Origin of the sequence: Rhabdothermincola sediminis, assembly GCF_014805525.1 — a bacterium.
GTDB lineage: Bacteria > Actinomycetota > Acidimicrobiia > Acidimicrobiales > Acidimicrobilacustridaceae > Rhabdothermincola > Rhabdothermincola sediminis.
This window is the reverse complement of record NZ_JACFSZ010000003.1, coordinates 19,027-44,044: the sequence shown is the minus strand read 5'-3', so window position 1 is coordinate 44,044 and position 25,018 is coordinate 19,027. Positions and strand designations below refer to the sequence as shown.

The following is a 25,018-nucleotide window of genomic DNA, read 5'->3' as shown; positions in this document are numbered from 1 at the left end:
CTGGCATGTCAAACGCGTGCTCTGGCACGCGTTTTCGCTGCCGGTCCGCGCCCCCCTCGCGAACTGGCATGTCAAACGCGTGCCAGAGCACGCAGATCAGCTGCCGGTTCGTTGCCAGGCTGATGCCCGCGCCCGGCGCACCCTCTCGACGACCTCCTGCGGGCGGTGCCACAGCTCGAACTCGGTGATGCGGACCACGAGCCAGCCCGCAGCCTCGAGCGCGGCCTGCCGGGCCGCGTCGGCTCGACGGTCGCTGATGCTCGTGTGGTGCAAGTCGCTGTCGATCTCGACGATCACCCGCGCCTCGTGGTCCACGAAGTCGACTCTGCCCAGCCAGTCCTCGCCGCCGAGATCCACCTGGCGCTCCATCGGCGCTTGGCCATCCTCTCGGAGGAGCTTCTCGAACCGTGCCTCCAGCGCGCTGTCCGGCGGCTGGTAGTCGGGACCCCGTTCCGCCAGCAGCGCGCGCATGATCCGGATTCCCGGGCGACCACGACGGCTGAGGTCCCGGAGTGTCCGGTCGAGCAGGCGCCCGGTCACCAGGCGGTGGGACCACGCGTGGTCGATCAGACGTTCCAGACGTCCTGGCGAGACGTGTGGGGCGAGGTCGAAGAGCGTGCGGGCCGGGGTGGTGATCCGCAAACCGTCGAGGATAGCCACGTGGTCATCGGGAAGGGAGCGGGTGTGATGGACGACCCCCAGCCGCGACGGCGGATAGGTGCCATCACGAAGTCGCAGCACCTGGATCGGCTCGACCCGGTAGCCGGGGACACCCCAGTGCGCTGCGGCCGTCTGGTGTGAGAGCGCGGCGGTACCGCCACACTCGAGCAGGATCGCCCACTGACGTAGCTGGGTCGTCATCGGCACACCGCCCAGGCAGAGCACCCGTGGTGCCACCCTGTGCAAGCGTCCGGTACGGACCCGATGGTCGAGCGCCGATCGGCTCGCGCCGAGCGCCTGAGCCTGGTCGGTCGTGAACAAGCAGTGCTGGCGCGCCGCCAGCGAGCGGAGATCCTCGTCGAGGGACATCTCCACCTCCATGTCCGTCTTGCCTAGCGAAGCGGCGAACTGGCAGGGGATCTGCGTGCCGGGGCACGCGTTTGACAGGCCGGTTCGCGAAAGGAGGGGGAAGGTGGCGAGGGGGAGAGAGCAGGCGAGGGCGGGTCAGAGACCAGCGAAGGTGTCCTCCAAGAGCGCCGACTGCTCCTGGAGGTGGATCACCGATGCGCCGGCGGCAGGGCTGCCCGATTCGACCCGGCTCACCCGGCGGATCGAGTGCGTCTCACCATGGGACTCGTAGAGCCGACCTTTGATGGCGTTCCAGGCTCCCATGTTCTCGGGCTCCTCTTGCAGCCACACGACCTCCCGGGCGTTCGGGTAGCGCGCCAGCACCCGTGCAACACCTTCGTAGGGCCAGGGGTACAGCTGCTCGACCCGAGCGATCGCCACGGGAGCTCCCCGGCGGTCACGCTCGGCCTCCGCCTCGACCGCCACCTTTCCCGAGGCGAGCACGACCCTGCGCACCGACGAGGGGTCCGCGACCCGTGGGTCGTCGAGCACCTCTTCGAACGAACCCCTGGTGAACGCGTCGACCGGCGATCGGGAGGCCTTCGCCCGCAGCAGCGACTTCGGGGTGAACACCACGAGCGGCTTGCGAACATGGCGGCGCACCTGCCGGCGCAGGAGGTGGAAGAGCTGGGCCGCGGTGGTGGGGTTGCAGCATTGGATGTTGTCGTCGGCCGCGAGCGTGAGGAACCGTTCGATGCGCGCCGAGGAGTGCTCCGGGCCCTGGCCCTCGTAGCCGTGGGGGAGGAACATCACCAGGCCGGACGTCTGGTCCCATTTGTCCTCCGCCGCCACGATGAACTGGTCGATGATCGTCTGCGCGCCATTGGCGAAGTCCCCGAACTGCGCCTCCCAGATCACCAGCGCATCCCTGTTGGCGACCGAGTACCCGTACTCGAAGCCGAGGGCAGCGAACTCCGAGAGCAACGAGTCGTACAGCCAGAACCTGGCGCCGTGGCGCGCCACCTGCTGGAGCGGCGTGTGCTCGTCTTCGGTCTCGTAGTCGACCAGAACGCCGTGGCGGTGCGAGAAGGTGCCTCGGCGGGAGTCCTGGCCGGTGAGGCGTACGGAAGTTCCTTCGTACAGGAGGGTGCCGAACGCCAGTGCCTCACCCAGCGCCCAGTCGGCCTCCCCACCCTGGTAGAGCTTCCTGCGCGCCTCGAACTGCCTCATCAGCTTGGGGTGCAGGTGGAAGCCCTCGGGAACCGTGTCGAGCGCGCGCACCACCTCGTCGAGCACCGCCCGGTCGACACCGGTGTCGACGTGCGGCAGCACCCCGACAGGCGCCCGAGAACGGAAGCTGCTCGCCTTCGGTGGCGCTTGGGCGCGGGTCTCCTCGAGGGCTGCCTGCAGGCGGTGCTGGAAATCGTCCAGCGCAGCCTCGGCTTCCTCCAGGGAGATGTCGCCACGCTTCACCAGCGCTTCGGTATAGAGCTTGCGCACCGATCGGCGGGCGTCGATGCGCTTGTACATCAACGGCTGGGTGTAGCTCGGATCGTCAGCCTCGTTGTGGCCATGCCGCCGGTAGCACAGCATGTCGATGACCACGTCCTTGTGGAACGCCTGCCGGTAGGCGAACGCCAGGCGGGCGACCCGTACACAAGCTTCGGGGTCGTCACCGTTCACGTGGAAGATCGGCGCCTGGACCATCTTGGCCACGTCGGTGGCGTACTCCGACGAGCGCGCCGCGGTCGGCGGGGTCGTGAAGCCGAGTTGGTTGTTGATGATCAGGTGGATCGTGCCCCCGACCCGGTAGCCCTTGATCTGCGAGAGGTTGAGCGTCTCCGCCACCACCCCCTGTCCGGCGAACGCCGCGTCACCGTGGATGAGCAGTGGCAGCACGGGATAGGCGGGATGGTCGCCCGGAGGTTCGATGCCGTCCATGCGGGCCCTCGCCATTCCCACGACCACCGGGTCGACGGCTTCGAGGTGCGAGGGGTTCGCCGCCAGCTCTACGGGGATCTCGTTGCCGGCCGGGCTCACGAACTTGCCGGTCTGGCCCAGGTGGTACTTCACGTCGCCGGACCCCTGGATCGACTCGGGGTCGAGGTTCCCCTCGAACTCGTTGAACAGCTGCTCGTAGCTCTTGCCGACGATGTTCACCAGGACGTTGAGCCGGCCGCGATGCGCCATGCCCATGGTCACCGAGTGCAGGTGCGCGTCGGCTGCTTCGGAGAGGATGGCGTCGAGGATCGGGATCGCGCTCTCACCGCCGTCGATGCCGAAGCGCTTCTGTCCCACGTACTTGGTGGCCAGGAACCGCTCCAGCGCCTCGGCGGCGTTGAGGCGCTCGAGGATGTGGCGCTTCTCCGGGCGGGTCAGCTCCACCTCGACGCCTTCGACGTGCTCCTGGATCCAGCGCTTCTCGGCCGGCTCCGAGATGTGCATGTACTCGATGCCGATGGATCGGCAGTAGGCGTCGCGCAGCAGGTGCAGCAGGTCACCCAGGCGCATCCGCTCACGCCCCCCGATGCCCCCGGTGAGGAACTCCCGGTCGAGATCCCAGATGGTGAGCCCGTAGGTCGCGGGGTCGAGCTCGGGGTGCATCTGGGGCTCCTCGACCGCCAGCGGATCGAGATCGGCGATCAGATGGCCGCGCACCCGGTGCTGGTTCACCAGCGCCTGGACCCGCATCTGCTTGCTGAGCATGGCCTGCTCGCGGTCGACCGGGTTGACGTCACGCCGCCAGGAGACCGCCTGGTAGGGGACGCCGAGTGAGCGGAAGACCTCGGCGTAGAAGCCGTCCTGGCCGAGCAGCAGGTCGTGCACCCGCCTCAGGAACAGCCCGGATTCCGCGCCCTGGATGATGCGATGGTCGTAGGTGGAGGTCAGGGTCATCACCTTCGACACCCCGAGGTCCGCCAGGGTCGCTGGGTCCGCGCCCTCGTACTCGGCCGGGTAGCCCAGCGCGCCGACACCGACGATGACCCCCTGCCCGGGCATCAAGCGGGGGACCGACTGCACCGTCCCGATGGTGCCGGGGTTGGTCAGCGTGACGGTCACGCCCGTGAAGTCGTCGGGGGAGAGCTTGTTGCCGCGGACCTTGCGGATGAGCTCCTCGTACGCGATCCAGAACCCCCGGAAGTCGAGGGTGTCGGCGTCGGGGATGCACGGGACGAGCAGGGTGCGGGAACCGTCAGGACGTTCGACGTCCACCGCCAGACCCAGTCCGACGTGCTCGTGGCGCACCACCCGGGGCGTGCCGTCGGGCCCCTCCACGTAGGTGGAGTTCATCGCCGGCACCGAATCGGAGATCGCCCGCACCACCGCGTAGCCGATCAGGTGGGTGAACGACACCTTCCCCAGCTGTTTGCGCTCGAGGTAGCCGTTGATGATGGACCGGTTCACTTCGAGCAGCCGGGCCGGAACGTCCCGGAAACTGGTGGCGGTGGGTACCTCCAGGCTGGCCCGCATGTTTGCCGCGATCCGGGCCGCCGCGCCGCGCAGTGCCTCGCCCGGAGGGGCGCCGCCGCTCGCCTCCGGTTGCGGTCCCGCCGCGGGCGGGGCTCCGCGGGCTGGTTCGGTGGTTTCGGGGGCCGCACGCCCACCATCGGCGCCGGCCGCGCTCATCGGTTGGTAGTCGTGGAAGAACTCCCGCCAGCTCTCGCTCACCGAGCTCGGATCAGCGACGTAGCGCTCGTACATCTCGTCGACGAGCCAGGCGTTCGGTCCGATCGTGCTGGGGGGCGGCAGGCCGGCCACGAACTCGATCCTACCGGCGCGGTATCCGCCGCCGTGAGGGTGGGAAGCGGTGGGAAGCCGGGTCAGGGCGTTTGGGTCCTTAACCCTCAGCGCGCTGACGGTTCGCGGTCCCGCTCCTCGTCGGGCAGCGCCTCCGGCTCGGGCCGGCCGGCAAGGCGCGGTGTGGTGGCTCGCAGGACGTCGTCGGGGATCTGGCCCCGGGAGACCCAGCCGCGCTGGTCGGCCCACACCAGCAGCGGAGGGAGCACGATGAGTGCCGCGAGCAGCGCCACGGTGATGTTCACCGCGACGACGATGCCGAAGTCGCGCAGCAGGGGGAGCTGCGAGGTGGCGATCACCCCCACGCCGGTCATGGTGGTGAGGGCGGAGACCACGAAGGCTCGCCCGGTGCGGGCCGATGCGACCCGTCCAGCCTGGCGGGGCCAGAAGCCGCGGCGCCGCTCCTCGAGGAAGCGCAACAACATCAAGGAGGTGAACTCGGCGCAGGCGGCGGTGACCAGCGGGCCGCCCACGGCGGTCATCGGGCTGAGCTGGAGGCCGAAGGCCCACACCGCGAGGGAGGTCCCGCCGACCGCGATCAGCACGGGCACCAACGTCAGCAGCGAGCGGATGATGCTGCGCAGTCGCAGGGCGACCAGCACGCCGACGAAGAGGATCGCCAGGTAGGTGAGCAGGACCCGGTTGGCTCGCAGGTTCTGGAGCAGACCGACGCCCACCGTGGCCAGACCGGAGGGGGTCGCTCGCACGCCGGGTGGCGGATCGGTCTGCGCCTTGATCTGGTCGAGGACCACGGCACGGGCCTCGAGGCTCGTCGGTGCGTAGCGGTAGATGAGGTTGGCTGCGTTGGCTTCGGGGTTGAGGGTCGAGCGTTGGATGTCGGGGGGTGCGAGCGCATAGCCGGCCCGCACGTCCTCGGCCCGGGGGGCCAATGGTGTCGCGCCCGGGACCTCGGTCGCGTACCCGATGGTCGTGACCAGGCTGGATGCGGTGAGCAGCTCGTCGTGGGTGGCCAGGAGCTCGTTCGCGTACCGCCAGGTGAACTCGACCGTGTCCTGGGAGAAGATGTCGTCGCTCTCGATGAAGATGCCCAGCTCGGAGCTGGATCCCGTCTCGTTCTCGACCTGCCGGTAGTCGCGGATCGACTGGGAGCTCTGGTCGACCCACTGCACGGGATCGGACTGCAGCTTGATGTGGTCTTCGACAGCCACCCCGCCCAGCAGCACGGCGATGCTCGCCACCGCGAAGGCGGGGGCGAGCCAGGCGGGGAGGTTTCCGAGCATCACCACGAACCGGGAGAGGGGTCCCTCGCGGTAGTCGCGCCCCTTGGTGGGGGAGCGGTACTCGCGCGCCCCCAGCACAGCGAGCGGCAGGACGATGCTCGCCAGGCACACCACGGCGATGCCGATGGCCAGTAGCAGGCCGAAGGCCCGGATCATGGGCACCAGGGCGAACCGCAGGGCGGCCATGGCGGCCACCGAGTACAGCACCACGCCGAGCAGGGCGGGCCCGAGGTTGCGAGCCGTCTCCTGGATCGGGTGCGGGTCCCGGTCGATGACGACCTCCTCTTCGACTCGGGCATGCATCTGGATGGCGTAATCGATGCCGATGCCGAGCAGGATTGGCAGCCCGGCGATGGTCACCAGCGAGAGGGGGATGCCCAGGTAGCCGGCGAGGCCGAACGCCCACACGACACCCACCAGGATCACGGCGAGCGGCAAGAGCTTCCAGCGCACGTCGAAGGTCACCAGCAGGATGACGGCCATGATCACCACCGCGATGGCCCCGAGCTGGAGCATCCCGCCGGTGAGGTAGTCGTTGATGTCCTTGAGCAGGATTGGTGCGCCGGTGACCGTGGCCGAACCGCCTTCGAGGCTGGCCCCCTCGATCACGTCGCGCACCAAGACGCTGCCCTCTCCCTCCACGTCGATCGAGGCGTTGCCCACCAGGCGCACCACGATGAAGGCGTGCTGCCGGTCCGTGAACACGGCTTGCTGGGCCCGCCGGATGTCGCCCTGGTTGTCGTAGAGCAGCAGGTCGACCCAGGCGGGGTTGTCGAGGGTGCGCTGGTCGGCGGGGATGGCGTCGAGACGGGCGAGCGTCTGGAGGGAGTCCGCTTGGCGGGCGGCTCGCCCGGCTTCGGTCGGCTCCCGCTCCAGCGCGGCGAGGGTGGCCTGGCCCACCGCGCTGTCGGTCGGGCTGGTCGTAGGCTGGCCGTCGGGGCGGCGGGTGAGCAGGTTCTCGCTCCACTGCAGGGCGGTGACCGGGGTGATCACCGCGGTGACGAGGTCTGGCCTGGCTTCCAGCTCCCGCTGGATACGGTCGAGCTCGCGGATGTTGGCCGGGCTCATCATCTGGTCGATGGTGGTGCCCTCGTCTGCGGTCAGCATCACCAGCATCGCCTGGCCACCGAAGAGGTCCTGGTAGGCGATGTTGTCGATGGCGATCTGGTCGTTGGGGTTGAGGTAGCTGTCCTGGCCGGTGGCGAACTGCAGCTTCGTGGTGCCGTAGCCGAGCAGGAGGGTGAGCAACAGCCCGCCGAGGGTGACCAAGCCTGCGTGCTTACCGAGCCACACGGCGAGCCAGGACCAGAAGCGCTGCATCCTGGTGAAGTTGCGGGCGTCGGCCATCGTTCCCCCGTTCCGGCGCAACGGTAGCGACCGGCGTGCACGGTGAGCACGGTCGAAGGTCCCGAAAGAGTTGACTGAGAGGGAAGGTCTTCGCGGCGTGGCACCCCTCCCGGTGGACCCGAACACCACGCCTAGGCTGCCGGGCGATGCGACTGGCCACCTGGAACGTCAACTCGCTCAAGGCGCGCCTCGCCCGGGTGGAGGAATGGATCGTCGCCAACCAGCCGGATGTGGTGTGCCTGCAGGAGACGAAGATGTCCGACGCGGCGTTCCCGGGGTTGGCGTTCCACGCCCTGGGCTACGAGAGCTCCCATCACGGGGAGGGTCGGTGGAACGGGGTGGCGATCCTGAGCCGGGTGGGGTTGGAGGACGTGGTCGCGGGCTTCGGCGACGGGGCGCCGGAAGACGCCGAGGCCCGGTTGCTGTGGGCGACGTGCGGGCCGCTGCGGGTCGCGAGCTGCTACGTGCCCAACGGGCGGGCGGTGGGCAGCGGGCACTACCAGTACAAGCTCCGTTGGCTGGACCGACTCGCCTCGGTGGTGGAGACACGCGAGCGCCGGCGCGCCGACCTGGTGCTCTGCGGGGACTTCAACGTCGCCCCCGACGACCGCGACGTCTGGGATCCGGAGGCGTTCGTGGGCGCCACGCACGTGAGCCCGCCCGAGCGGGCCGCGCTGGGTCGCCTGATGGCAACGGGCTTGCGGGACGTGTTCCGGGATCAGCATCCCGAGGGCGGGGTGTTTTCCTGGTGGGACTATCGCGCCGGTCACTTCCACCAGGGAAAGGGGATGCGCATCGACCTGGTGCTGGCGGCGGAGTCGCTCGCAGCCAGGGTCACGGAGGCGCGCATCGACCGTGACGCCCGCAAGGGAAGGTCGCCGTCGGATCACGCGCCGGTGGTGGTCGATCTCGCCCTCTGAGCACCGGCCGGGCCACCATGTCGGGGTGACCGACGACCCCATCCATGATCCGACCGGCGAGCGGGTGTCCCCCGGTGCCTCCTCCGCGGCCGAAGCCTTGCGATCCGCGCTGTACAGCCGCTGGCAGGAGCCCCCGGTCTCGGAGATGGACACCCGCCGGGTGGAGATGCGGCGGCTGGCGGACTCCATGCGGATCATCATCGAGCGCCTGGTCGCCACTGCGGCCCCCACCGAGGCGATCATCGAAGCTGCCGATCAGCTGGCGCGGGTGGCCCTGACGTTCGACCACCTGCGCGAAGGCACCCGCTACGAGGGCTTCGCCGAGGCGGCCAACGCGGGCGGTGACCCGCACGCCTCGTTCGAGCACAGCCCCTTCATCGGGCGGGCCAACCCGCTCGCGCCGCCGATCTACCTACAGGAGATCGAGGGCAAGGTGCACGGCCGGGTGGTGTTCGGCTCCGCCTACGAGGGGCCACCCGGTTGCGTGCACGGTGGGTACGTGGCGGGGGCGTTCGACGAGGTGCTGGGCGCTACGCAGTCGCTGTCGGGCGCTCCGGGCATGACCGGCACGCTCACGATCGTCTACCGCAGCCCGACCCCGTTGCACACCGAGCTGCGCTTCATCGGCGAGCTATTGCGCGTCGAGGGCCGCAAGATCTTCACCCGGGGGGAGCTGTACGCCGGGGAGCGACTGTGCGCCGAGGCCGAGGGGCTGTTCATCTCGGTGGGGGTGGAGAAGTTCGCGGAGCTCAAGGCACACCGCGAGCGGAGCGAGCAGGCGAGACTGCACGCCCGCTGACCTTTCCGAGGCAGCCGGCGCCCCGCCGCGATGGCCCGGTGCTTCAGCGGGTCGCTCGTGACATGACCTCGAGCAGCTCGTCTCCCCACCGACTCACCTTGACCGGCCCGATGCCCGGCAACGCGAGCAGTTCGGCGTGGGTGCGGGGGCGGGTGGCCGCGAGCGCTTCCAGCGTGCGGTCGTGGAAGATGACGTAGGCGGGCACCGCGGCAGCTTTCGCCTGCGCTGCCCGCCAGGCCTTCAAAACATCGAGCAGCTCGGCCCCCGGCCCGTCCAGATCGGCTCGGCTCGGGGTCGTCCGTGACCGGGGCCCGGATCGGTCGCGTGCGGCGGGGGCGGGGGAGCGAGTGGTCGGGCGGGTCCGCCGGGGGCCGTGGCGGAGACGCTCGCACGTTGCGGTGATCGCCTCGAGGTAGGGCGAGGCCTCGCGGGGCACGGTGCGCTCGCCGTAGGTGCGATGCTCCGCCCAGCTGCACAGAAGCTGCTGCTCCGCCCGGGTGACGGCGACGTAGAGCAGGCGGCGCTCCTCGGCGAGCGCGGCCGGGGTGCGGGCGTGGGCGATCGGCACGAGCCCCTGCTCGAGCCCGGCGATGTGTACGATCGGCCACTCGAGGCCCTTCGCGGCGTGGAAAGTGGCGATCTCGACCGCGTCACCGACCACATCCGGCTGGTCGGCTCTGGTGGTGGTCCGGAGCCACGCCAGGAAACCCTCGACCGAACCGGCGGGGTCGAGTGCGGCGTAGTCGCGGGCGAGCTGCACCAGGGCCTCGACGTTGCCAGCCCGCTCGGCGCTGGCGTCGTCGTCCGCGGCCCGCAGCTCGGCAGCGGCGACCTCGAGGTCGGCGATCGCGGTGGCCAGCTCGCGCGCTGTCTGGTGCAGCTCACGCAACCGGGCCTTCACGTCGGGCTGGTCGAGCAGGGCACCGTTGCCACGGACCCGGAAGGGGACCCGGGCGGCGCGAAAGGCCTCCTCGAGCAGGGCGATCTGTGCGTTGGTGCGCACCAGCACCGCTTGCGACGCCCACCGGGCTCCCGGGTGGTGGTGGTCGCGCACCGCCCGGGCGATCCCCGCGGCCTCGGCTCGCTCGTGGGGGAACGAGCGGACCAGCGGCACGGGTCCGTCGGGCCGGTGGGCGCGCAGCGCGCCCGCCTGCCCTTTGGAGGGAAGAAGGGCGTTGGCGACCGCGAGGATCTGCGGGGTCGAGCGGTAGTTGTCGGTCAGGCGGACGACCTCGGTGCCGGGGTGGCGGTCGGCGAAGGCGTCCAGCAACCCCGGGTCGGCGCCGTTCCACCCGTAGATCGCCTGGTTCGGATCGCCGACCACGCACAGATCGGCGCGCTCGCCGCACCACGCGTCGAGCAGCGCGTGCTGGAGCGGGTTGACGTCCTGGAACTCGTCCACGAAGAGGTGCCGGAACCGCCAGCGCTGGGCGCGGGCGAACTCCGGATCGCGCAGCAGGTCGCGCCGGCACAGCCTCAGCAGGTCGTCGAAGTCGACCAGCCGCTTGCGGTGCTTCTCCTGCTCGTAGCGATCGAAGGCCTCGGCCACCACCGCCGGGTCGACGCTCGGCCGGCGCCCCGCCGCTCGCACCGCGCCGACGTAGCCGGCAGGCTCGACGAGACGGGCCTTCGCCCACTCGATCTCGCCCACCACGTCGAGCGCCGTGGTGCCGCCGCCCACGCCCGCCGGCAGCAGGCGAGCGACGAAGGCCACCTTCCGGTCGAGGAGCTCGGGCGGCCGGATGCCGCGGTCGGCCCAGCGTTGGCGGAGCTGACCGAAAGCCACCGCGTGGAAGGTTCCCGCGGCCACCGCATCGCGCAGACCGAGTCGCCGGAGCCGTTGGGTCAGCTCGCCCGCAGCCTTGCGGGTGAACGTCAGCGCGAGCACGTGGCGAGGGTCGAGCTCGCCGGTGGCGGCTCGCCAGGCGATCCGGCGGGTGAGCACCCGGGTCTTGCCGGACCCGGCGCCCGCGAGCACGCACAAGGGCTGCGCCGGGCTGGTCACGGCTCGATGCTGGCTCTCGTTCAACCCGTCGAGGAGGTGTCGGGCGTCCACCGGCGCCGACCTTACCGACGACCCCTGACAGCGTGATGGACGGCCCGACGGGGCAGCGCATCACGGGATGGATCGCTACCCTGCGGCGGCGGTGAGGGCACGACTGTGATCGACATCCCTGAAGCCCGCTTCGAGGAACTGGTGGCCGATGCACTGGACACCATCCCCGCCGCGCTGGCGGAGCACATGGACAACGTGGTGGTGGTGGTCGAGGACCGGGCGGTCGATCCACACCTGCTCGGGCTCTACCAGGGCATCCCGCTGACCGAGCGGGCCGAGTACGGCGTGGGCGGGGCGATGCCTGACCGGATCACCATCTTCCGCCAGCCCATCCTGCGGCGCTGCGCCTCGGAAGCCGAGGTCGTGGAGCAGGTGCGGATCACCGTGGTGCATGAGGTGGCCCACCACTTCGGGATCGACGACGACCGTCTCGCCGAACTCGGGTGGGCGTGAGCGGTACGCTCGACGCGTGCCCTATCCCGAGGAGAACCTCCACACCAACGAGGAGCTGGTCCTCGATCTCCACCCGCACTGGTGGACCATCACCCCGTCGATCGCCGCCCTCGCCGTGGTGTTGACCGTGGGCCTGTGGGCCGTCATCGACGGGTGGGAGGGCCCGATCAACTACCTGATCGCCGTGGTCCTGCTGGTCAACCTGGTCTGGTTCGGGGTGCGGTACCTGCAGCTCGTCACCACCCACTTCGTGCTGACCAGCGACCGGGTCATCTACCGCTCGGGCGTCCTGGCCAAGCGAGGGGTGGAGATCCCGCTGGAGTCGATCAACGCCATCCACTTCTCGCAGAAGCTCTGGGAGCGGGCCCTCGGGCTCGGTGACCTCAAGGTCGATTCGGCCAGCGTCGAAGGGGTCTCGGAGTTCGAGAACATCCGCAAGCCCAATCGGGTGCAGAACGAGATCTACATCCAGATGGAGAACAACGAGAACCGCAAGTTCGACCGGGTGGCGCAGGGCATCAACGCGCACGACCCGGCGCCTGCGGCTCCGTCCATCCCGGAGCAGATCGCCCAGCTCGCGCAGCTGCGCGACCAGGGCCACCTGACTGCGGAGGAGTTCGAGGCCAAGAAGGCCGAGCTGCTGGGCCGCATGTAGGTGCCGGCGTGCGGGTGGTCTCGCTCGTCCCGTCGGTGACCGAGACCCTACTGGCCTGGGGTGTCGTGCCGGTGGCGGTGACCCGCTTCTGCGAGCAGCCCGGGCTGCCGCACGTCGGCGGCACGAAGGACCCGGACGTCGCGGCGATCGTCGGGCTGGCACCGGACCTGGTGGTGATGAACGACGAGGAGAACCGTCGCCAGGACTCGGTCGCGCTGGCAGCGGCGGGGGTGCCGGTGCACGTGGTGCGCGTGGGCTCGGTGCGTGACGTGGGAGCGGCGATGCGCGAGCTGGCCGACGCGGTGGGGATGGACGCCAAGGACCTGCGCATCGATGATCTGTCCGAGGCCGGTGAGCCGGCCGTGGTCGAGCGTCGCGCGTTCGTGCCGATCTGGCGCCGGCCGTGGATGACGATCGGTGGCGACTGCTACGGCGCGTCCGTGCTGCGCCATCTCGGGGTGGGTCACGTGTTCGACGACCGCTCCCGCTATCCGCAGGTGAGCCTCGAGGAGGTCGCGGCCCGGCGTCCCGACGTCGTGCTCGCGCCGTCAGAGCCCTACCCCTTTGGTGCGCGTCACCGCGCCGAGCTGGAGGCGATGGCGCCGGTGGTGTTCGTCGACGGCCGGGACCTGTTCTGGTGGGGGTTCCGTACCCCGGGGGCGCTCGACCGGCTGGGTCGGCTGCTCCGTGACCAGGGGGTGCTCAGCCACCCTCGACGGTGACGGTGGCGCCGTCGCTGGCGTGCACGTGCCAGCCTTCATCGGCCAGCGCCCCGGGCTCGCCGAGCGCCACCACGCAACCACCGAAGCCGGCACCGGTCAGTCGGGCGCCGAGCACCCCGGGCGCAGCCACCAGCCGCGCCACCAGCTCGTCGAGCACTGGCGTGGAGACCTCGAAGTCGTCGCGCAGGCTGCGGTGGCTCTCGACCATCAGCGCGCCGGCTTCGCGCAGCTCGCCCCGGCGGAGCGCGCCGGCGAAGGCGAGGACCCTCGCGTTCTCGCCGATGACGTGGCGGGCCCGGCGTCGCAGCACCGGGTCGGTGAGGGCCTCCGCGTCACTGGCAGGCCGGTCGCGCAGCGGGCCCAGCTCGGCGATGGCACGCTCGACGTCGCGCCGGCGATCGGCGTAGGCCGAGCCCGCCAGGGCGCGGGGTTGGCCCGAGTGGACGACCACGATCTCGATGCCCGGAGGAAGGTCGATCTCGGTCACGGTGAGGGTGGCGAAGTCGATGAGCAGGGCGTTGCCGGCCCGGCCGAGGATCGACGTGAGCTGGTCCATGATGCCGCTCGGCACGCCGCACGCGCGCTGCTCGGCCCGCTGGCACAGGCGGGCCAGCGCGATCGGGTCGCCCTCGTAACCCAGCGCCAGCGCGAGCGACACCTCGAGCGCGGCGCTGGATGAGAGCCCGCTGCCGACCGGGACGGTCGAGTGCACCTCCCCGGTGAAGCCCAGCGGGGGTCGCAGCTCGGCCACCACGCCGGCGGGGTAGCGGGCCCAGGGTGGATCGACCGTCGAGGGATCGGCGACCTCCAGTGGCAGGTCGGCGGGCAACGGCTCGCTCGCCGACCGCAGCCGCACCCGGCCGCCACCCCGCGTGCCGGTCACGACGGTCTCCAGATCGATGGCCATGGGGACCGCGAGGCCACCGGCGTAGTCGGTGTGGTCGCCGATCAGGTTGACCCGCCCCGGGGCCCGGGCGCGCACCCGCGGCCCGCTCATGCCTCGCGGAGGCGAGCCGCGGCCTCGGCGGGGTCGACGGGGTTGAAGTAGATCTGGCTCCCGAGCTCGCCGGCGGCCACGAAGCGCTGGATCCCCGGGGCACGGTGCAGCGGGGCCACGTGGAGATGGAGCCACGCCTCGGGCCACTCGCCGCCGTCGGTGGGCCGCTGGTGGAACCACATCATGTAGGGCATGGGCTCGTCGAAGAGCCGGTCGAGCCGGGCCAGCACGTCGAGCAGGATGGCCGCGAGCCCGTCGCGACCCAGGTCGTCGAGCGAGGGCAGGTCGGGTACCCGGGTGTGGGTGGCGAGCAACAGCTCGTAGGGCCAGTTGGCCGCCCACGGCACCCACGCCCGCCAGCCGCCGCCCGAGGCCACCAGCCGGTCGCCGATCGCCTCGTCCCCCAGCGCAGCACCCGACGGCCGGGCCAGCTCGGTGCGGGCCCGCGGCGGCACCCGGTCGAAGGCGTAGATCTGCCCGTGGGGGTGGGCGATCGTGGCCCCCACCTCTGGGCCGCGGTTCTCGAACACCAACACGTAGTCGACGCCGTCGCGGGCGCCGAGCGCGGCAGTGCGTTCGGCCCACAGATCCACCACCCGGCGGGCTTCGGGCACGCTCAGCTCCCAGAAGGCCGCGTCGTGGCGGGGGGTGTAGAGCACGATCTCGCACCGCTCGTCGGGGAAAGCCGGCCACCGGTTGGGGAACCAGCGGACCTCGTAGGGGTCGGGGGCCTCGAGACCACCGGGGCAGAACGGGCAGCCCACGGCCGGCAGGTTGGGCCGTCCCTGGCGGCTGGCGACCACGTACACCTCGTCGCCGGTGAGGGGGTCGACCCGGTAGCGCGGGTCGGCGGGCGCGTGCCGCTCCGTGCCTGCTCCGGCCCCGATACCCGTCGCCTCCGCCCCGTCGGTCACGGCTCGGGACGCTAGCCGTCCCGCCGCCGGCGGCCTCGCAGGCTGGCTCCGGCTCTTGACCGCACGGTCAAGCAACGGCGAGGATCTGCGGATGCCACGAGCGGCCAGCAACGGGATCGAGCTCGAGTACGAGACCTTCGGGACCTCCGGTGATCCACCGCTGCTGCTGGTCATGGGCCTCGGTGCGCAGATGATCTCCTGGGACGAGGACTTCTGCGAGGCGTTCGCCGACCGGGGCTTCTTCGTCATCCGGTTCGACAACCGCGACGTGGGGCTGTCGACCAAGATCGACGCACCCGACGTGGACCTGCTGGCCGCCGTGAGCGCCGCGGCCGCCGGCGGCCCGGTGGATGCGCCCTACCTGCTCGACGACATGGCCGCGGACGCGTGGGGGCTCCTCGACGCCCTCGGCATCACCCGCGCTCACCTGCTCGGCGCGTCGATGGGGGGGATGATCGTGCAGTCGATGGCCATCTCCCATCCGGAGCGGGTGCTCTCGCTCACCTCGATCATGTCCACCACCGGTGATCCCGACGTGGGCATGCCCCATCCTGACGTGCTCCACGTGCTGCTGGAGCCCGCGCCCACCGAGCGCGAGGCCTACATCGAGCACTCGGTGCGCAACAGCCGGGCCATCGGCAGCCCGGAGTACTTCGACGAGGCTCGGGCTCGCCGCAAGGCGGCCCTGTGGTACGACCGCTGCTACTACCCGCAGGGGGTCACCCACCAGCTGATGGCCATCCTGGCGTCGGGCAGCCGATCGGAGGCGCTGCGGCAGCTACGGGTGCCCGCTCTGGTGATCCACGGGGACGCCGACCCGCTGGTCGACGTGAGCGGTGGCGAGCGCACGGCCGAATGCCTCGAGGGCGCGGAGCTGCTCGTCCTCGAGGGCATGGGACATGACCTGCCCACCCACTACTGGCCCCGCATCGTGGAGGCCGTGTGCGCGCTGGCCTCGCGGGCGACCGGGGCGTGACCGGCGCACCAGGACGAGACCACCGAGACACGAACGGAGGAAGACGCGTGGGACCGCTCGCCGGGGTGAAGGTGCTCGAGTTGGCGGGGATCGGCCCGGGGCCCTTCTGCGCCATGATGCTCGCCGACATGGGGGCCGACGTGCTGCGCATCGACCGGGCGCAGAGCGTCGTGGGCGGGGACCCGGCCAACCCCCCAGCCGACGTGCTCAACCGGGGGCGGCGATCGGTGGCACTCGACCTCAAGCACCCCGACGGCGTCGAGACGCTGCTCACCCTGGTCGAGTCGGCCGATGCCCTGATCGAAGGCTTCCGCCCCGGGGTCTGCGAGCGGCTCGGCTTCGGCCCTGAGGTGTGCCTGGCCCGCAATCCGAAGCTGGTGTTCGGCCGCATGACCGGTTGGGGTCAGGACGGCCCGTACTCCCAGATGGCCGGCCACGACATCAACTACATCGCCCTGGCCGGTGCCCTGGAGCCGATCGGCCGGGCCGGGCAGCGGCCGCTTCCGCCGCTCAACCTGGTCGGCGACTTCGGCGGCGGGGGGATGCTGCTCGCGTTCGGGGTGGTGTGCGCGCTGCTGGAGGCGCAGCGCTCCGGGGAGGGCCAGGTGGTCGACGCGGCGATGGTCGACGGGGCCGCGGTGCTGATGACCATGTTCCACGCCTTCCGGGCCATGGGCATCTGGAACGACGAGCGGGGCACCAACCTGCTCGACACCGGGGCCTACTTCTACGAGGTGTACGAGACCGCCGACGGCAAGTACGTGTCGATCGGCTCGCTCGAGCCACAGTTCTACGCCACGTTGCTCGACAAGCTCGGCCTGGCCGATGACCCCTCGATGCCCCGCCAGCACGACCGCAGCCAGTGGCCGGCCATGAAGGAGCGGTTCGCCGAGATCTTCCGCACCAAGACCCGTGACGAGTGGTGCGAGCTGCTCGAGGGCACCGATGCGTGCTTCGCGCCCGTCCTGTCGATGGCCGAAGCCCCCAACCATCCGCACAACGAGCACCGAGGCACCTTCGTCACCCGCAACGGGGTCGTCCAGCCTGCTCCCGCGCCACGCTTCTCTCGCACGCCGGCGGAGATCCAGCGGCCCCCGGCGTTCCCCGGCCAGCACACCGACGAGGTGCTCGTCGAGTGGGGCTTCGACCCTGATCGGGTGGCCGAGCTCCGGCGGGCCGGCGCGATCGCCTGAGGCCACCCCTAGGCTTCGACCCATGGCGACCCTGGTGTGCTTCCACGCGCATCCCGACGACGAGAGCATCGCCACCGCAGGCACGATGGCGCTCGCTGCGGACGCCGGCCACGACGTCGTGCTGGTGGTGGCCACCCGGGGGGAGCTGGGTGAGCCCCAACCGGGTGTGCTCGCCGACGGCGAGGAGCTCTGGCAGCGCCGGGTGCGCGAGACCCACGAATCCGCCGGGATCCTCGGCGCGGGCCGGGTCGAGTTCCTCGGCTACCACGACTCGGGGATGATGGGCGACCCCACCAACGACGATCCGCGCTGCTTCTGGCAGGCCGATGTTGGCGAGGCCGCCGAGCGGCTGGCCCAGGTGCTGCGCGAGGTCCGCGCCGACGTGCTGACCATCTACGACGACCACGGGGGCTACGGGCACCCCGACCACATCCAGGTGCACCGAGTCGGGAGGCTCGCGGCCGAGCGGGTCGGGGTGTCCCGGGTGTTCCAGTCCACCATGAACCGGGACCACATCCTGGAGATGATGCGCGAGGCCGCGTCGCAGCTCGAGGCGGCCGTGGCCGAGGATCCCGACCAGCGGGAGATCGACGACGACTTCGGCTCGCCGGCGGCGATCATCACCCACGCCATCGACGTGCGCCCGGTGCTGGCCCGCAAAAGAGCCTCGATGCAGGCTCACCGCAGCCAGATCGGCCCGGAGACGTTCTTCTTGAAGATGCCCGAGGAGGCGTTCCGTTCGGCCTTCGGTACCGAGTGGTACATCGAGCTCGGTCGCTTCCGGCTCGCCGGCGAGCCCTATCGCACCGACCTGTTCGATGGTCTCGGCTGAAGGTCGCCGATGAGCAGCGAGGGTGGCGCACCGCCGGCCGGAACCGGATGGGCCCACACCGGTCTCGCCCAGCGGCTGGTGTTCGGCCCGGGCACCGTGCGGGAGGTCCCTGAGCTGCTGCGGGCACTGGGCCTGCGGCGGGTCATGCTGGTGACCACCGCAGGGCGGCTGGCGTCCGCCGACGGACGCCGCCTCACTGGCCTGCTCGGGGCGTCGCTGGCCTCCACCTTCGCGGAAGTCACCTCGCACGCGCCGGCGCCGGTGGTGCAGGCCGCGGTGCTGCAGGCCCGCCGCGATGGTGTTGACGGGCTGGTGTCGTTCGGGGGTGGCTCCTGCGCGGACACCGCCAAGGCGGTGAACTTCTTCTCTGAGCAGGAAGCCGGGATGCCCGCCACCACCTGGACCGATCGCCCGATGCTGCCGCACGTAGCGGTCCCCACGACCTACTCGGGGGCCGAGCTGACCCCGTTCTTCGGGATGACCGATCCCCACACTCGCCAGAAGCGGGGCGCGGGGGGACCGTCGTGCGCGCCCGTGGCGGCCGTGTACGACCCCGAGCTCACCGTCGCCACCCCGCCGCGGATCAGCGCGGAGACGGGGATGAACGCTCTCGCCCACTGCGTGGAGGTCGTGTGGTCCCCTTCGCGCAGCCCCGAGGCGGAAGCGATCGCGTTGGCCGGGGCCCGCCGCATCGTCGGCGCGCTGCCGACGGTGGTCGATCGTCCCGGCGAGCTGGCCGCGCGGTCCACCATGTTGGAAGGGGCGGCGCTCGGCGGCCGTTGCCTGCAGAACGGCACCATGGGCATCCACCACGGCTTGTCACAGCTCGTCGGCGGGCGGACCGGCATCGCGCACGGCCTGGCCAATGCCGTCATCCTCCCGCATGCCATCCGGTACAACGCGGGCGCGGTGCCCGACGCCATCACCGCACTGTCCGACGCGATGGGCGCCAGCGGTGATCTGGCGGCCTTCGTGTCGTCGTTCGTCGCCAGATTGGGGCTGCCCACCCGGCTCTCCGAGTGCGGGGTGCACGAGGAGGACCTCGAGGCGGTGGCCCGGCTCTCACAGTCGAACCCCAACGTGTTGCTGAACCCCCGCCCGGTCAGCGAGGCCGACGCGCTGGCGGTCCTGCGGGCCGCGTACTGAGCGGATCGCCACGTCGCGGCGGCGACGGAGTAGCCTCGTGCGATCAGTCCGAGAGGAGGCTCGGTGAACAGGCATCTCTTTCGTATCGCCCTGCCCGGAGCCCTCGTCGCTGCGGCGATGTGGCTCCCCAACGCGCCGGCCGGCGCCGCTGACCCGATCACCGAGACGTTCTCTTGTACTGGTGCCGCCCAGAGCTGGGTCGTGCCGGCCGGGGTCACCGAAGCGGTGGTCGACCTCCACGGGGCCGCCGGTGGCGACACGACGACCTCCTCGGGGGGTCTGGGCGGGCGGGCGACGGCGACGATCTCGGTCACGCCGGGCGAGACCATCCAGGTGAACGTCGGCTGTCGGGGCGGCGACAGCCAGATCTCGGTCCCCGGGGCTGGAGGCTTCGGTGGGGGTGGCGACGGCGGTACCCGCTATCTTGACTTCGGCCCGTCGGGTGCCGGCGGCGGCGGCGCATCGGACATCCGCCAGGGCGGCACGTCGCTCGGGCACCGGGTGGTGGTCGCCGGCGGGGGTGGTGGGGCCGCGTATTCGAGCCAGGGCGCGGGCGGCGCCGGCGGCGGTGCCAGCGCCGGTGACGGGAGCGCGCACCCCAATGGGACCACCACCGGCGGCGGGGGTGCCGTGGGCACCACGCCGGGCTCGGGCGGCAACGCCAACGGCGCGCCCGGCGCGCTCGGCACGGGGGGCGAGGGTGGCGACAACACGGGCAGCTCCACCGGGATCGCCGGCGGCGGCGGGGGTGGCGGCCTCGCGGGCGGCGGTGGCGGGGGCGCGGACCTGAGCGGCTGGGGTGGCGGCGGTGGCGGTGGTGGCTCTGGTGGTGGTCCCGCCGGGGTGGTGTTCGAGACGGGGGTGCGTGCCGGCGACGGGATGGTGACCATCACCTACACCCCCGGCGGCGGGGGCAGCACCACCTCCTCGACCGCATCCACGACATCGACCACGGCGACCACGACGACCGCGAGCTCGGCGGCTCGGGCCGTGCAGGCAAGCCCGCGGTACGCGGGCTGAGCACCGTCGGGGTGCCGCTCAGTGGGCCGGGCGCTCGAACTCGCGCTCGGTGAACCCGGCGAGCGGGCCCACCCCGCGGAACACGTGCCCTCGATCGTCGCTGCGGACCAGCACCACGTCGCCAGCGAGGCGCCGGCCTTGTGGGGTCAGCATCCGCAGGTCGTAGCAGGACTGCTCGAGTGCCATCGAGCGGCGCGACGCGGCCACGCACTCCCATTCCAGCTCGCTCTGGTTGTCGTGCTGGGCGACCACGAGATCCGCGTAGAGCAGGGGCATGTCCTCGCCGTCGACGGTCAGGTGGGCGATGGTGAACCGGGCGTGCTTCACCCGACGTGCTCCCGGTCGGGAGCCACGGTGAGGATCTCGGCTCCATGGTCGGTGACCAGCAGCGTGTGCTCGAACTGGGCGGTGCGGCTGCCGTCGGCGGTGACCGCGGTCCAGCCGTCGTCCCAGAGGCGGTGCTGGCCGGTACCCATGGAGATCATCGGCTCGATGGTGAACGTCATGCCGGGCTCGGCGATGGTGGCGAGGCGGGGCTCGTAGTAGTGGGGGATCTGCAGGTCGGTGTGGAACTGCTCACCGATGCCGTGACCGACGAAGGCCCGCACCACCTCGAAGCCGTTCGCGTCGGCGTGCTCCTCGATGGCCTTGCCGACGTCGGAGAGCGGCCTTCCCGGGACCACGGCTTCGATGCCCCGCTCGAGGCACTCGCGGGTCACCCGCACCAGCCGCCGGGACTCGGGGTCGGCGGCGCCCACCAGGAACGTGGCGTTGGTGTCGCCGTGCACCCCGTCGAGGTAGATGGTGACGTCGAGGTTGACCAGGTCACCGTCGCGCAGTGGCCGGTCGTCGGGGATGCCGTGGCAGATGACCTCGTTGACGGAGGTGCACAGCGACTTGGGGAAGCCACGGTAGTTGAGCGGGCTCGGGTACCCACCCCGGTCGATGCACGCCTGGTGGACGAGGGCGTCGAGCTCGTCGGTGGTGACCCCGACGTCGACCGCCTCGCCGGCGAGCTGGAGGATCTCCGCCGCAGCCCGCCCCGCCCGCCGCATCCGATCGATCACGTCGGCGGACTTGACCCGGGGTTCGTCCCAGCGGATCGGCGTCCCCGTCGCCGCGTAGTCGGGGCGGGGGATGTGCGGCGGCACGTCGCGGGGCGCGCTCACGGCGCCCGGGCGCAGCCGTTCTTGGCTGGCCTTGTGGCACCGCTTGAACTTGCGGCCGCTGCCGCACCAGCACGGGTCGTTCGCCTTCAACATCGTCCTCGGCAGTGTAGGGCTCCCGGCTGACTGGCGGCTCCGGGGCGCGTGCGACACGATCTGGCCGGTGAGCATCATCAAGATCAACGCCATCACCGTGCCCCCAGAGGCGGGCGACGAGCTGGCCAAGCGCTTCGCCGCCCGCGCCGGCGCGGTGGACGATCAGGACGGGTTCGAGGGCTTCGAGCTGCTCCAGCCGACCGACGGCCGCGACACCTGGCTGGTGGTGACCCGCTGGCGTGACGAGGAGGCGTTCCAGGCGTGGGTGGCGTCACCGGCGTTCGCTCACGGCCACCAGGGTGCTGACGCGCCGGCGCCTCATGGCGGGCCGGTGAGCACGCACAGCGAGCTGTGGTCGTACCAGGTGGCGCTGTCGAGCGGCTCGCGCGCGAGCTGATCCAGACCCGTGCTGCTCGATCTGCACGAGTCGTTCGCCTGGTTCGTGATCATCGGCAACGGCTTGGCAGGGGCGTGGGCGCTGGCCGCCCACTGGTTGCCCGCCCTGCGAACCCGCGCCCTGTGGTGGTTCACGATCGTGGCGGAAGTGGCGATCTTCGGCCAGGTGGCCATGGGCGTGGGTCTGGTGGCCGGACAGGGCCTCGAGGCCCCGCAGTTCCACATGTTCTACGGGTTCGTGGCCATCATCGCCGTGGGGCTGATCTACAGCTACCGCCAGCAGATGGAGCCCTACCGGTTCCTGCTGTACGGGTTCGGTGGATTGTTCCTGATGGGCCTCGGGATCAGGGCGATGATCGTGGGCGCGACCTAGCTGGGGTGGAACCCGCCGAGGAGCCGGGACCGCTGCCCGGTCAGAGGTTGACGACCGGGCAGGTGAGGGTGCGGGTGATGCCGTCGATCATCTGGATGCGGCTCACCACCATCTTGCCGAGATCGTCGACCGAGCCGGCCTCGGCCCGGGCGATGACGTCGTAGGGCCCGGTGACGTCGTCGGCGGAGACCACGCCGTCGATCGCGCCCACCTCCTCGGCCACTTGCGCGGCCTTGCCGACCTCCGTCTGGATGAGCACGTAGGCGCTGACGGCCATCGCGGTCTCCCTTCTGCGTTCTGGGTCATCAAGCCATGGGGGCGATGCCGATGGTAACTGGGCCGGGAACCCCGGGGCCCGGCCGAGGAGCCGGGCCCCAGGTCACCAGCGTCATGCCCCGCGGCTCAGTTGTGGGAGACCTCGGCTTCGATGGCCTGTGCGCCCTGTCCCCGGCTGACCTCGATCTTGCGGGGCTTGGCCTGCTCGGCCACGGGGACGGTGACGTGCAGGACCCCGTCGTGGTAGCGGGCCTCGAGCCGATCGGCGTCGAGGTTGTCGCCGAGGGAGAGCTGGCGGACGAAGCGCCCGTAGCGCCGCTCCCGGACGAGTACCTCCTCGCCCTCCTTGCGCTCGGTCTCGACCCGCCGCTCGGCGGAGACAGTGAGCACGTTGTTCTCGACCTCGACGTCGATGCTGTCGGGATCGACACCGGGCAGCTCGAAGCTGATCTCGACCCGGTCGCCCTTGCGTACCGCGTCCATGGCGATCCGGGCGGGGCCGGCGGGTGTGCCGCTCCACATCTCCTGGGTCAGGCGGTCGAGCTCCCGGAAGGGATCGAAACGGATCAGCATGGCTGGGACCTCCTTGCTGGTGACTCGGACTGCTCCGATAGGTCGTTCGACTCAACCTGCAGAATAGCGCAAAAGTTGAGTGTTGACAACGCAAGTTTTCTGACTGCTATGCGATCATAGGTGTGCTGCGAGGCACCGGGAAAGGGGCGCGAGGGCGCGTTCGTGCCACCTCTCGAGTGGAGGGGTCGACAGGCCGGGGCGCCGCGCGAGGGCCCCGGCCAGGCAGCTCGGGATTCGAGTGGGTCAGTCCGCGAGGCGCTTCTCGAGCTGGCGCAGCTCGTCCCGCAGCTCATCGGGCAGGCGCTCGCCGATGAACTCGAAGTGGTTCTCGATGAGCGGGATCTCCTGGCGCCACGCCTCCGGGTCCACCTCAAGGAGCTCGGCCAGGGTGGCTTCGTCCACGTTCAGGCCCGTGCGGTCCAAGGCGTCGAGGGTGGGCACCCAGCCGATCGGGGTCTCGGTGGCCTCACCGCGGCCCTCGACCCGCTCGACGATCCACTTGAGCACTCGCGAGTTCTCGCCGAAGCCCGGCCACAGGAAGGAGCCATCTTCGCCCTTGCGGAACCAGTTGACCCAGAACAGCTTGGGGAGCTTGTCGACCGCGCTGGCCTCGCCGATCGAGAGCCAGTGGGCGAAGTAGTCGCCCATGTTGTACCCGCAGAAGGGCAACATGGCGAAGGGGTCGAAGCGCAGCTCGCCGACGGTGCCGGTCGCGGCGGCTGTCTTCTCCGAGGACATGATCGAGCCCAGGAACACCCCGTGTCGCCAGTCGAACGACTCGGTCACCAACGGCACGTTCGTGGCCCGCCGACCACCGAAGAGGATCGCGGAGATCGGCACACCGGCGGGGTCCTCCCACTCGGGGGCGATGGAGGGGCACTGGTTGGCGGGCGCGGTGAACCGGGCGTTGGGGTGAGCGGCCGGCGTGCCCATCTCGGGCGTCCAATCCTGGCCGCGCCAGTCGACGAGGTGCGCGGGGGGCTCGTCGGTCATGTCCTCCCACCACACGTCACCGTCGTCGGTGAGCGCGCAGTTGGTGAACACCACGTGCCCCTTCAGGGTCTCCATCGCGTTGCGGTTGGTCTTGGCATTGGTGCCCGGCGCGACGCCGAAGAACCCGGCCTCGGGGTTGATGGCGTAGAGCCGCCCATCGTCCCCGAACTTCATCCAGGCGATGTCGTCACCGATGGTCTCGATCTTCCACCCCGGCAGGGTGGGGATCATCATCGCCATGTTCGTCTTGCCACAGGCGGAGGGGAACGCGGCCGCGATGTAGTGCTTCTTCCCGTCAGGTGGGGTGACCCCGAGGATCAGCATGTGCTCGGCCAACCAGCCGTCGTCGCGGGCCATGGTCGACGCGATGCGCAGGGCGAAGCACTTCTTGCCCAGCAGCGCGTTGCCGCCGTAGCCCGAGCCGTAGGACCAGATCTCGCGGGTCTCGGGGAAGTGGACGATGTACTTGTTGTCCGCGTCGCAGGGCCAGGGCACGTCCTGCTGCCCGGGGGCCAGCGGCGCGCCAACCGAGTGGATGCAGGGTACGAACTCGCCGTCGGGGCCCAGCACGTCGAGTGCGGCCTGGCCCATGCGGGTCATGATCCGCATGTTCACCACGACGTAGGGCGAGTCGGTGAGCTGCACCCCGATGTGCGCGATCGGCGATCCGAGTGGACCCATGCTGAACGGCACCACGTACATGGTGCGACCCTGCATCGCCCCGTCGAGGAGTTCGAGCAGCTCGGCTCGCATCTCGGCCGGGTCCCGCCAGTTGTTCGTGGGCCCCGCGTCGCTCTCGCGCTCGGAGCAGATGAACGTGCGGTCCTCCACCCGGGCCACGTCGCCGGGATCGGACAGGGCGAGGAAGCTGTCCGGGCGCAGCCTCTCGTTCAGTGGTCGGAACGTCCCGCCCTCGATGAGCAGGTCGCACATCTGCCGCCGCTCCTCTTCGGAACCGTCACACCAGTGGACGCTCGCCGGTCGGAGGATCCGTGCCCACTCGTCGACCCAGTCGATCAGCTTCTGGTTGGCGGTTGAGGCGGGCATGTGACCTCCGACGTCGTTGTC

The 25,018-nt window shown here is 70.7% G+C and carries 23 protein-coding genes; 12 read left to right on the top strand and 11 right to left on the bottom strand.

The window, feature by feature from the left end:
* Positions 1 to 96: 96 nt before the first annotated feature.
* From HZF19_RS03045 to HZF19_RS03035, 3 genes are all read right to left on the bottom strand, one after another.
* Positions 97 to 1,041: a type IV toxin-antitoxin system AbiEi family antitoxin domain-containing protein gene (locus HZF19_RS03045; protein WP_208027273.1), complete on the bottom strand. Its 945-nt coding sequence runs from the start codon at positions 1,039 to 1,041 to the stop codon at positions 97 to 99.
* A 123-nt stretch (positions 1,042 to 1,164) separates the two neighbouring features.
* Positions 1,165 to 4,767 (bottom strand): multifunctional oxoglutarate decarboxylase/oxoglutarate dehydrogenase thiamine pyrophosphate-binding subunit/dihydrolipoyllysine-residue succinyltransferase subunit, encoded by a 3,603-nt coding sequence (locus tag HZF19_RS03040; RefSeq protein ID WP_307781123.1) that lies wholly within the window; start codon positions 4,765 to 4,767, stop codon positions 1,165 to 1,167.
* An 86-nt stretch (positions 4,768 to 4,853) separates the two neighbouring features.
* Positions 4,854 to 7,394: an efflux RND transporter permease subunit gene (locus tag HZF19_RS03035; RefSeq protein ID WP_208027272.1), complete on the bottom strand. Its 2,541-nt coding sequence runs from the start codon at positions 7,392 to 7,394 to the stop codon at positions 4,854 to 4,856.
* Between the two features lie 146 nt (positions 7,395 to 7,540).
* On the opposite strand from HZF19_RS03035, the gene HZF19_RS03030 reads away from it, so the two are divergent.
* Together HZF19_RS03030 and HZF19_RS03025 are read left to right on the top strand one after the other, a co-directional pair.
* Positions 7,541 to 8,314 (top strand): exodeoxyribonuclease III, encoded by a 774-nt coding sequence (locus tag HZF19_RS03030; protein WP_208027271.1) that lies wholly within the window; start codon positions 7,541 to 7,543, stop codon positions 8,312 to 8,314.
* A gap of 25 nt (positions 8,315 to 8,339) precedes the next feature.
* Complete coding sequence (locus tag HZF19_RS03025) at positions 8,340 to 9,113, top strand: PaaI family thioesterase (RefSeq protein WP_208027270.1); 774 nt, start codon at positions 8,340 to 8,342, stop codon at positions 9,111 to 9,113.
* Positions 9,114 to 9,156: 43 nt separating this feature from the next.
* Here HZF19_RS03025 and HZF19_RS03020 read toward each other — a convergent pair whose 3' ends face one another.
* Positions 9,157 to 11,169, bottom strand: a complete 2,013-nt coding sequence (locus HZF19_RS03020; RefSeq protein WP_208027269.1) for an ATP-dependent DNA helicase UvrD2 — start codon at positions 11,167 to 11,169, stop codon at positions 9,157 to 9,159.
* 105 nt (positions 11,170 to 11,274) lie between these two features.
* On the opposite strand from HZF19_RS03020, the gene HZF19_RS03015 reads away from it, so the two are divergent.
* From HZF19_RS03015 to HZF19_RS03005, 3 genes are read left to right on the top strand one after another with little or no spacing between them, the layout of a single operon-like run.
* On the top strand, positions 11,275 to 11,622 hold the full coding sequence (locus HZF19_RS03015) for a metallopeptidase family protein (protein WP_208027268.1): 348 nt from the start codon (positions 11,275 to 11,277) through the stop codon (positions 11,620 to 11,622).
* Positions 11,623 to 11,638: 16 nt separating this feature from the next.
* Positions 11,639 to 12,277, top strand: a complete 639-nt coding sequence (locus HZF19_RS03010; RefSeq protein WP_208027267.1) for a PH domain-containing protein — start codon at positions 11,639 to 11,641, stop codon at positions 12,275 to 12,277.
* 8 nt (positions 12,278 to 12,285) lie between these two features.
* Positions 12,286 to 12,999, top strand: a complete 714-nt coding sequence (locus HZF19_RS03005) for a helical backbone metal receptor (protein WP_208027266.1) — start codon at positions 12,286 to 12,288, stop codon at positions 12,997 to 12,999.
* On the opposite strand, the gene HZF19_RS03000 is transcribed toward HZF19_RS03005, so the two are convergent.
* The gene (locus HZF19_RS03000) at positions 12,980 to 13,996 is read right to left on the bottom strand and encodes a galactokinase (RefSeq protein WP_208027265.1); all 1,017 of its coding nucleotides are present in this window, start codon (positions 13,994 to 13,996) and stop codon (positions 12,980 to 12,982) included. The genes HZF19_RS03005 and HZF19_RS03000 overlap by 20 nt on opposite strands.
* Positions 13,993 to 14,910, bottom strand: a complete 918-nt coding sequence (gene galT / locus HZF19_RS02995; protein WP_208027264.1) for a galactose-1-phosphate uridylyltransferase — start codon at positions 14,908 to 14,910, stop codon at positions 13,993 to 13,995. The genes HZF19_RS03000 and galT overlap by 4 nt, the downstream gene beginning before the upstream one ends.
* A 91-nt stretch (positions 14,911 to 15,001) precedes the next feature.
* On the opposite strand from galT, the gene HZF19_RS02990 reads away from it, so the two are divergent.
* The 5 genes from HZF19_RS02990 (at position 15,002) to HZF19_RS02970 (ending at position 20,077) form a co-directional block, all read left to right on the top strand.
* Entirely contained in the window at positions 15,002 to 15,886 is an 885-nt protein-coding gene (locus HZF19_RS02990) for an alpha/beta fold hydrolase (protein WP_208027263.1), read from the top strand.
* 47 nt (positions 15,887 to 15,933) lie between these two features.
* Positions 15,934 to 17,079, top strand: coding sequence for a CaiB/BaiF CoA transferase family protein (locus tag HZF19_RS02985; RefSeq protein ID WP_208027262.1), 1,146 nt, complete (start codon positions 15,934 to 15,936; stop codon positions 17,077 to 17,079).
* A gap of 22 nt (positions 17,080 to 17,101) precedes the next feature.
* A complete protein-coding gene (locus HZF19_RS02980; protein WP_208027261.1) occupies positions 17,102 to 17,911 on the top strand; it encodes a PIG-L family deacetylase in 810 nt (269 codons plus the stop codon).
* A 9-nt stretch (positions 17,912 to 17,920) separates the two neighbouring features.
* Positions 17,921 to 19,057, top strand: coding sequence for an iron-containing alcohol dehydrogenase family protein (locus HZF19_RS02975; RefSeq protein WP_208027260.1), 1,137 nt, complete (start codon positions 17,921 to 17,923; stop codon positions 19,055 to 19,057).
* Positions 19,058 to 19,120: 63 nt separating this feature from the next.
* Positions 19,121 to 20,077 carry a glycine-rich protein gene (locus HZF19_RS02970; protein ID WP_208027259.1) on the top strand — a complete coding sequence of 319 codons (957 nt, stop codon included), beginning with the start codon at positions 19,121 to 19,123 and terminating at the stop codon, positions 20,075 to 20,077.
* A gap of 18 nt (positions 20,078 to 20,095) precedes the next feature.
* Here the strand turns inward: HZF19_RS02970 and HZF19_RS02965 are convergent, their stop codons facing one another.
* Both HZF19_RS02965 and map read right to left on the bottom strand, forming a co-directional pair.
* Positions 20,096 to 20,404 carry a hypothetical protein gene (locus HZF19_RS02965; RefSeq protein WP_208027258.1) on the bottom strand — a complete coding sequence of 103 codons (309 nt, stop codon included), beginning with the start codon at positions 20,402 to 20,404 and terminating at the stop codon, positions 20,096 to 20,098.
* Positions 20,401 to 21,339 (bottom strand): type I methionyl aminopeptidase, encoded by a 939-nt coding sequence (gene map, locus HZF19_RS02960; RefSeq protein ID WP_208027257.1) that lies wholly within the window; start codon positions 21,337 to 21,339, stop codon positions 20,401 to 20,403. Before map ends, HZF19_RS02965 begins: the two co-directional genes overlap by 4 nt.
* 67 nt (positions 21,340 to 21,406) lie before the next feature.
* Between map and HZF19_RS16740 the strand changes: the two genes are divergently transcribed.
* Both HZF19_RS16740 and HZF19_RS02950 read left to right on the top strand, forming a co-directional pair.
* Entirely contained in the window at positions 21,407 to 21,736 is a 330-nt protein-coding gene (locus tag HZF19_RS16740; protein ID WP_208027256.1) for an antibiotic biosynthesis monooxygenase family protein, read from the top strand.
* Positions 21,737 to 21,745: 9 nt separating this feature from the next.
* A complete protein-coding gene (locus HZF19_RS02950; protein ID WP_208027255.1) occupies positions 21,746 to 22,108 on the top strand; it encodes a hypothetical protein in 363 nt (120 codons plus the stop codon).
* A 40-nt stretch (positions 22,109 to 22,148) separates the two neighbouring features.
* On the opposite strand, the gene HZF19_RS02945 is transcribed toward HZF19_RS02950, so the two are convergent.
* From HZF19_RS02945 to HZF19_RS02935, 3 genes are all read right to left on the bottom strand, one after another.
* The gene (locus HZF19_RS02945) at positions 22,149 to 22,385 is read right to left on the bottom strand and encodes an Lrp/AsnC family transcriptional regulator (RefSeq protein WP_208027254.1); all 237 of its coding nucleotides are present in this window, start codon (positions 22,383 to 22,385) and stop codon (positions 22,149 to 22,151) included.
* A gap of 125 nt (positions 22,386 to 22,510) precedes the next feature.
* The gene (locus HZF19_RS02940) at positions 22,511 to 22,957 is read right to left on the bottom strand and encodes an Hsp20/alpha crystallin family protein (RefSeq protein ID WP_208027253.1); all 447 of its coding nucleotides are present in this window, start codon (positions 22,955 to 22,957) and stop codon (positions 22,511 to 22,513) included.
* A 243-nt stretch (positions 22,958 to 23,200) separates the two neighbouring features.
* Positions 23,201 to 24,997: a phosphoenolpyruvate carboxykinase (GTP) gene (locus HZF19_RS02935; RefSeq protein ID WP_208027252.1), complete on the bottom strand. Its 1,797-nt coding sequence runs from the start codon at positions 24,995 to 24,997 to the stop codon at positions 23,201 to 23,203.
* Positions 24,998 to 25,018 lie beyond the last annotated feature (21 nt).

What these genes read in the sequence shown, in the direction of transcription:
- HZF19_RS03045 (WP_208027273.1), bottom strand. Translation starts at nt 1,041, where the DNA reads ATGGAGGTGGAGATGTCCCTCGACGAGGATCTCCGCTCGCTGGCGGCG.
- HZF19_RS03035 (WP_208027272.1), bottom strand. Translation starts at nt 7,394, where the DNA reads ATGGCCGACGCCCGCAACTTCACCAGGATGCAGCGCTTCTGGTCCTGG.
- HZF19_RS03030 (WP_208027271.1), top strand. Translation starts at nt 7,541, where the DNA reads ATGCGACTGGCCACCTGGAACGTCAACTCGCTCAAGGCGCGCCTCGCC.
- HZF19_RS03000 (WP_208027265.1), bottom strand. Translation starts at nt 13,996, where the DNA reads ATGAGCGGGCCGCGGGTGCGCGCCCGGGCCCCGGGGCGGGTCAACCTG.
- HZF19_RS02990 (WP_208027263.1), top strand. Translation starts at nt 15,002, where the DNA reads ATGCCACGAGCGGCCAGCAACGGGATCGAGCTCGAGTACGAGACCTTC.
- HZF19_RS02980 (WP_208027261.1), top strand. Translation starts at nt 17,102, where the DNA reads ATGGCGACCCTGGTGTGCTTCCACGCGCATCCCGACGACGAGAGCATC.
- HZF19_RS02975 (WP_208027260.1), top strand. Translation starts at nt 17,921, where the DNA reads ATGAGCAGCGAGGGTGGCGCACCGCCGGCCGGAACCGGATGGGCCCAC.
- map (WP_208027257.1), bottom strand. Translation starts at nt 21,339, where the DNA reads ATGTTGAAGGCGAACGACCCGTGCTGGTGCGGCAGCGGCCGCAAGTTC.
- HZF19_RS02945 (WP_208027254.1), bottom strand. Translation starts at nt 22,385, where the DNA reads ATGGCCGTCAGCGCCTACGTGCTCATCCAGACGGAGGTCGGCAAGGCC.
- HZF19_RS02940 (WP_208027253.1), bottom strand. Translation starts at nt 22,957, where the DNA reads ATGCTGATCCGTTTCGATCCCTTCCGGGAGCTCGACCGCCTGACCCAG.
- HZF19_RS02935 (WP_208027252.1), bottom strand. Translation starts at nt 24,997, where the DNA reads ATGCCCGCCTCAACCGCCAACCAGAAGCTGATCGACTGGGTCGACGAG.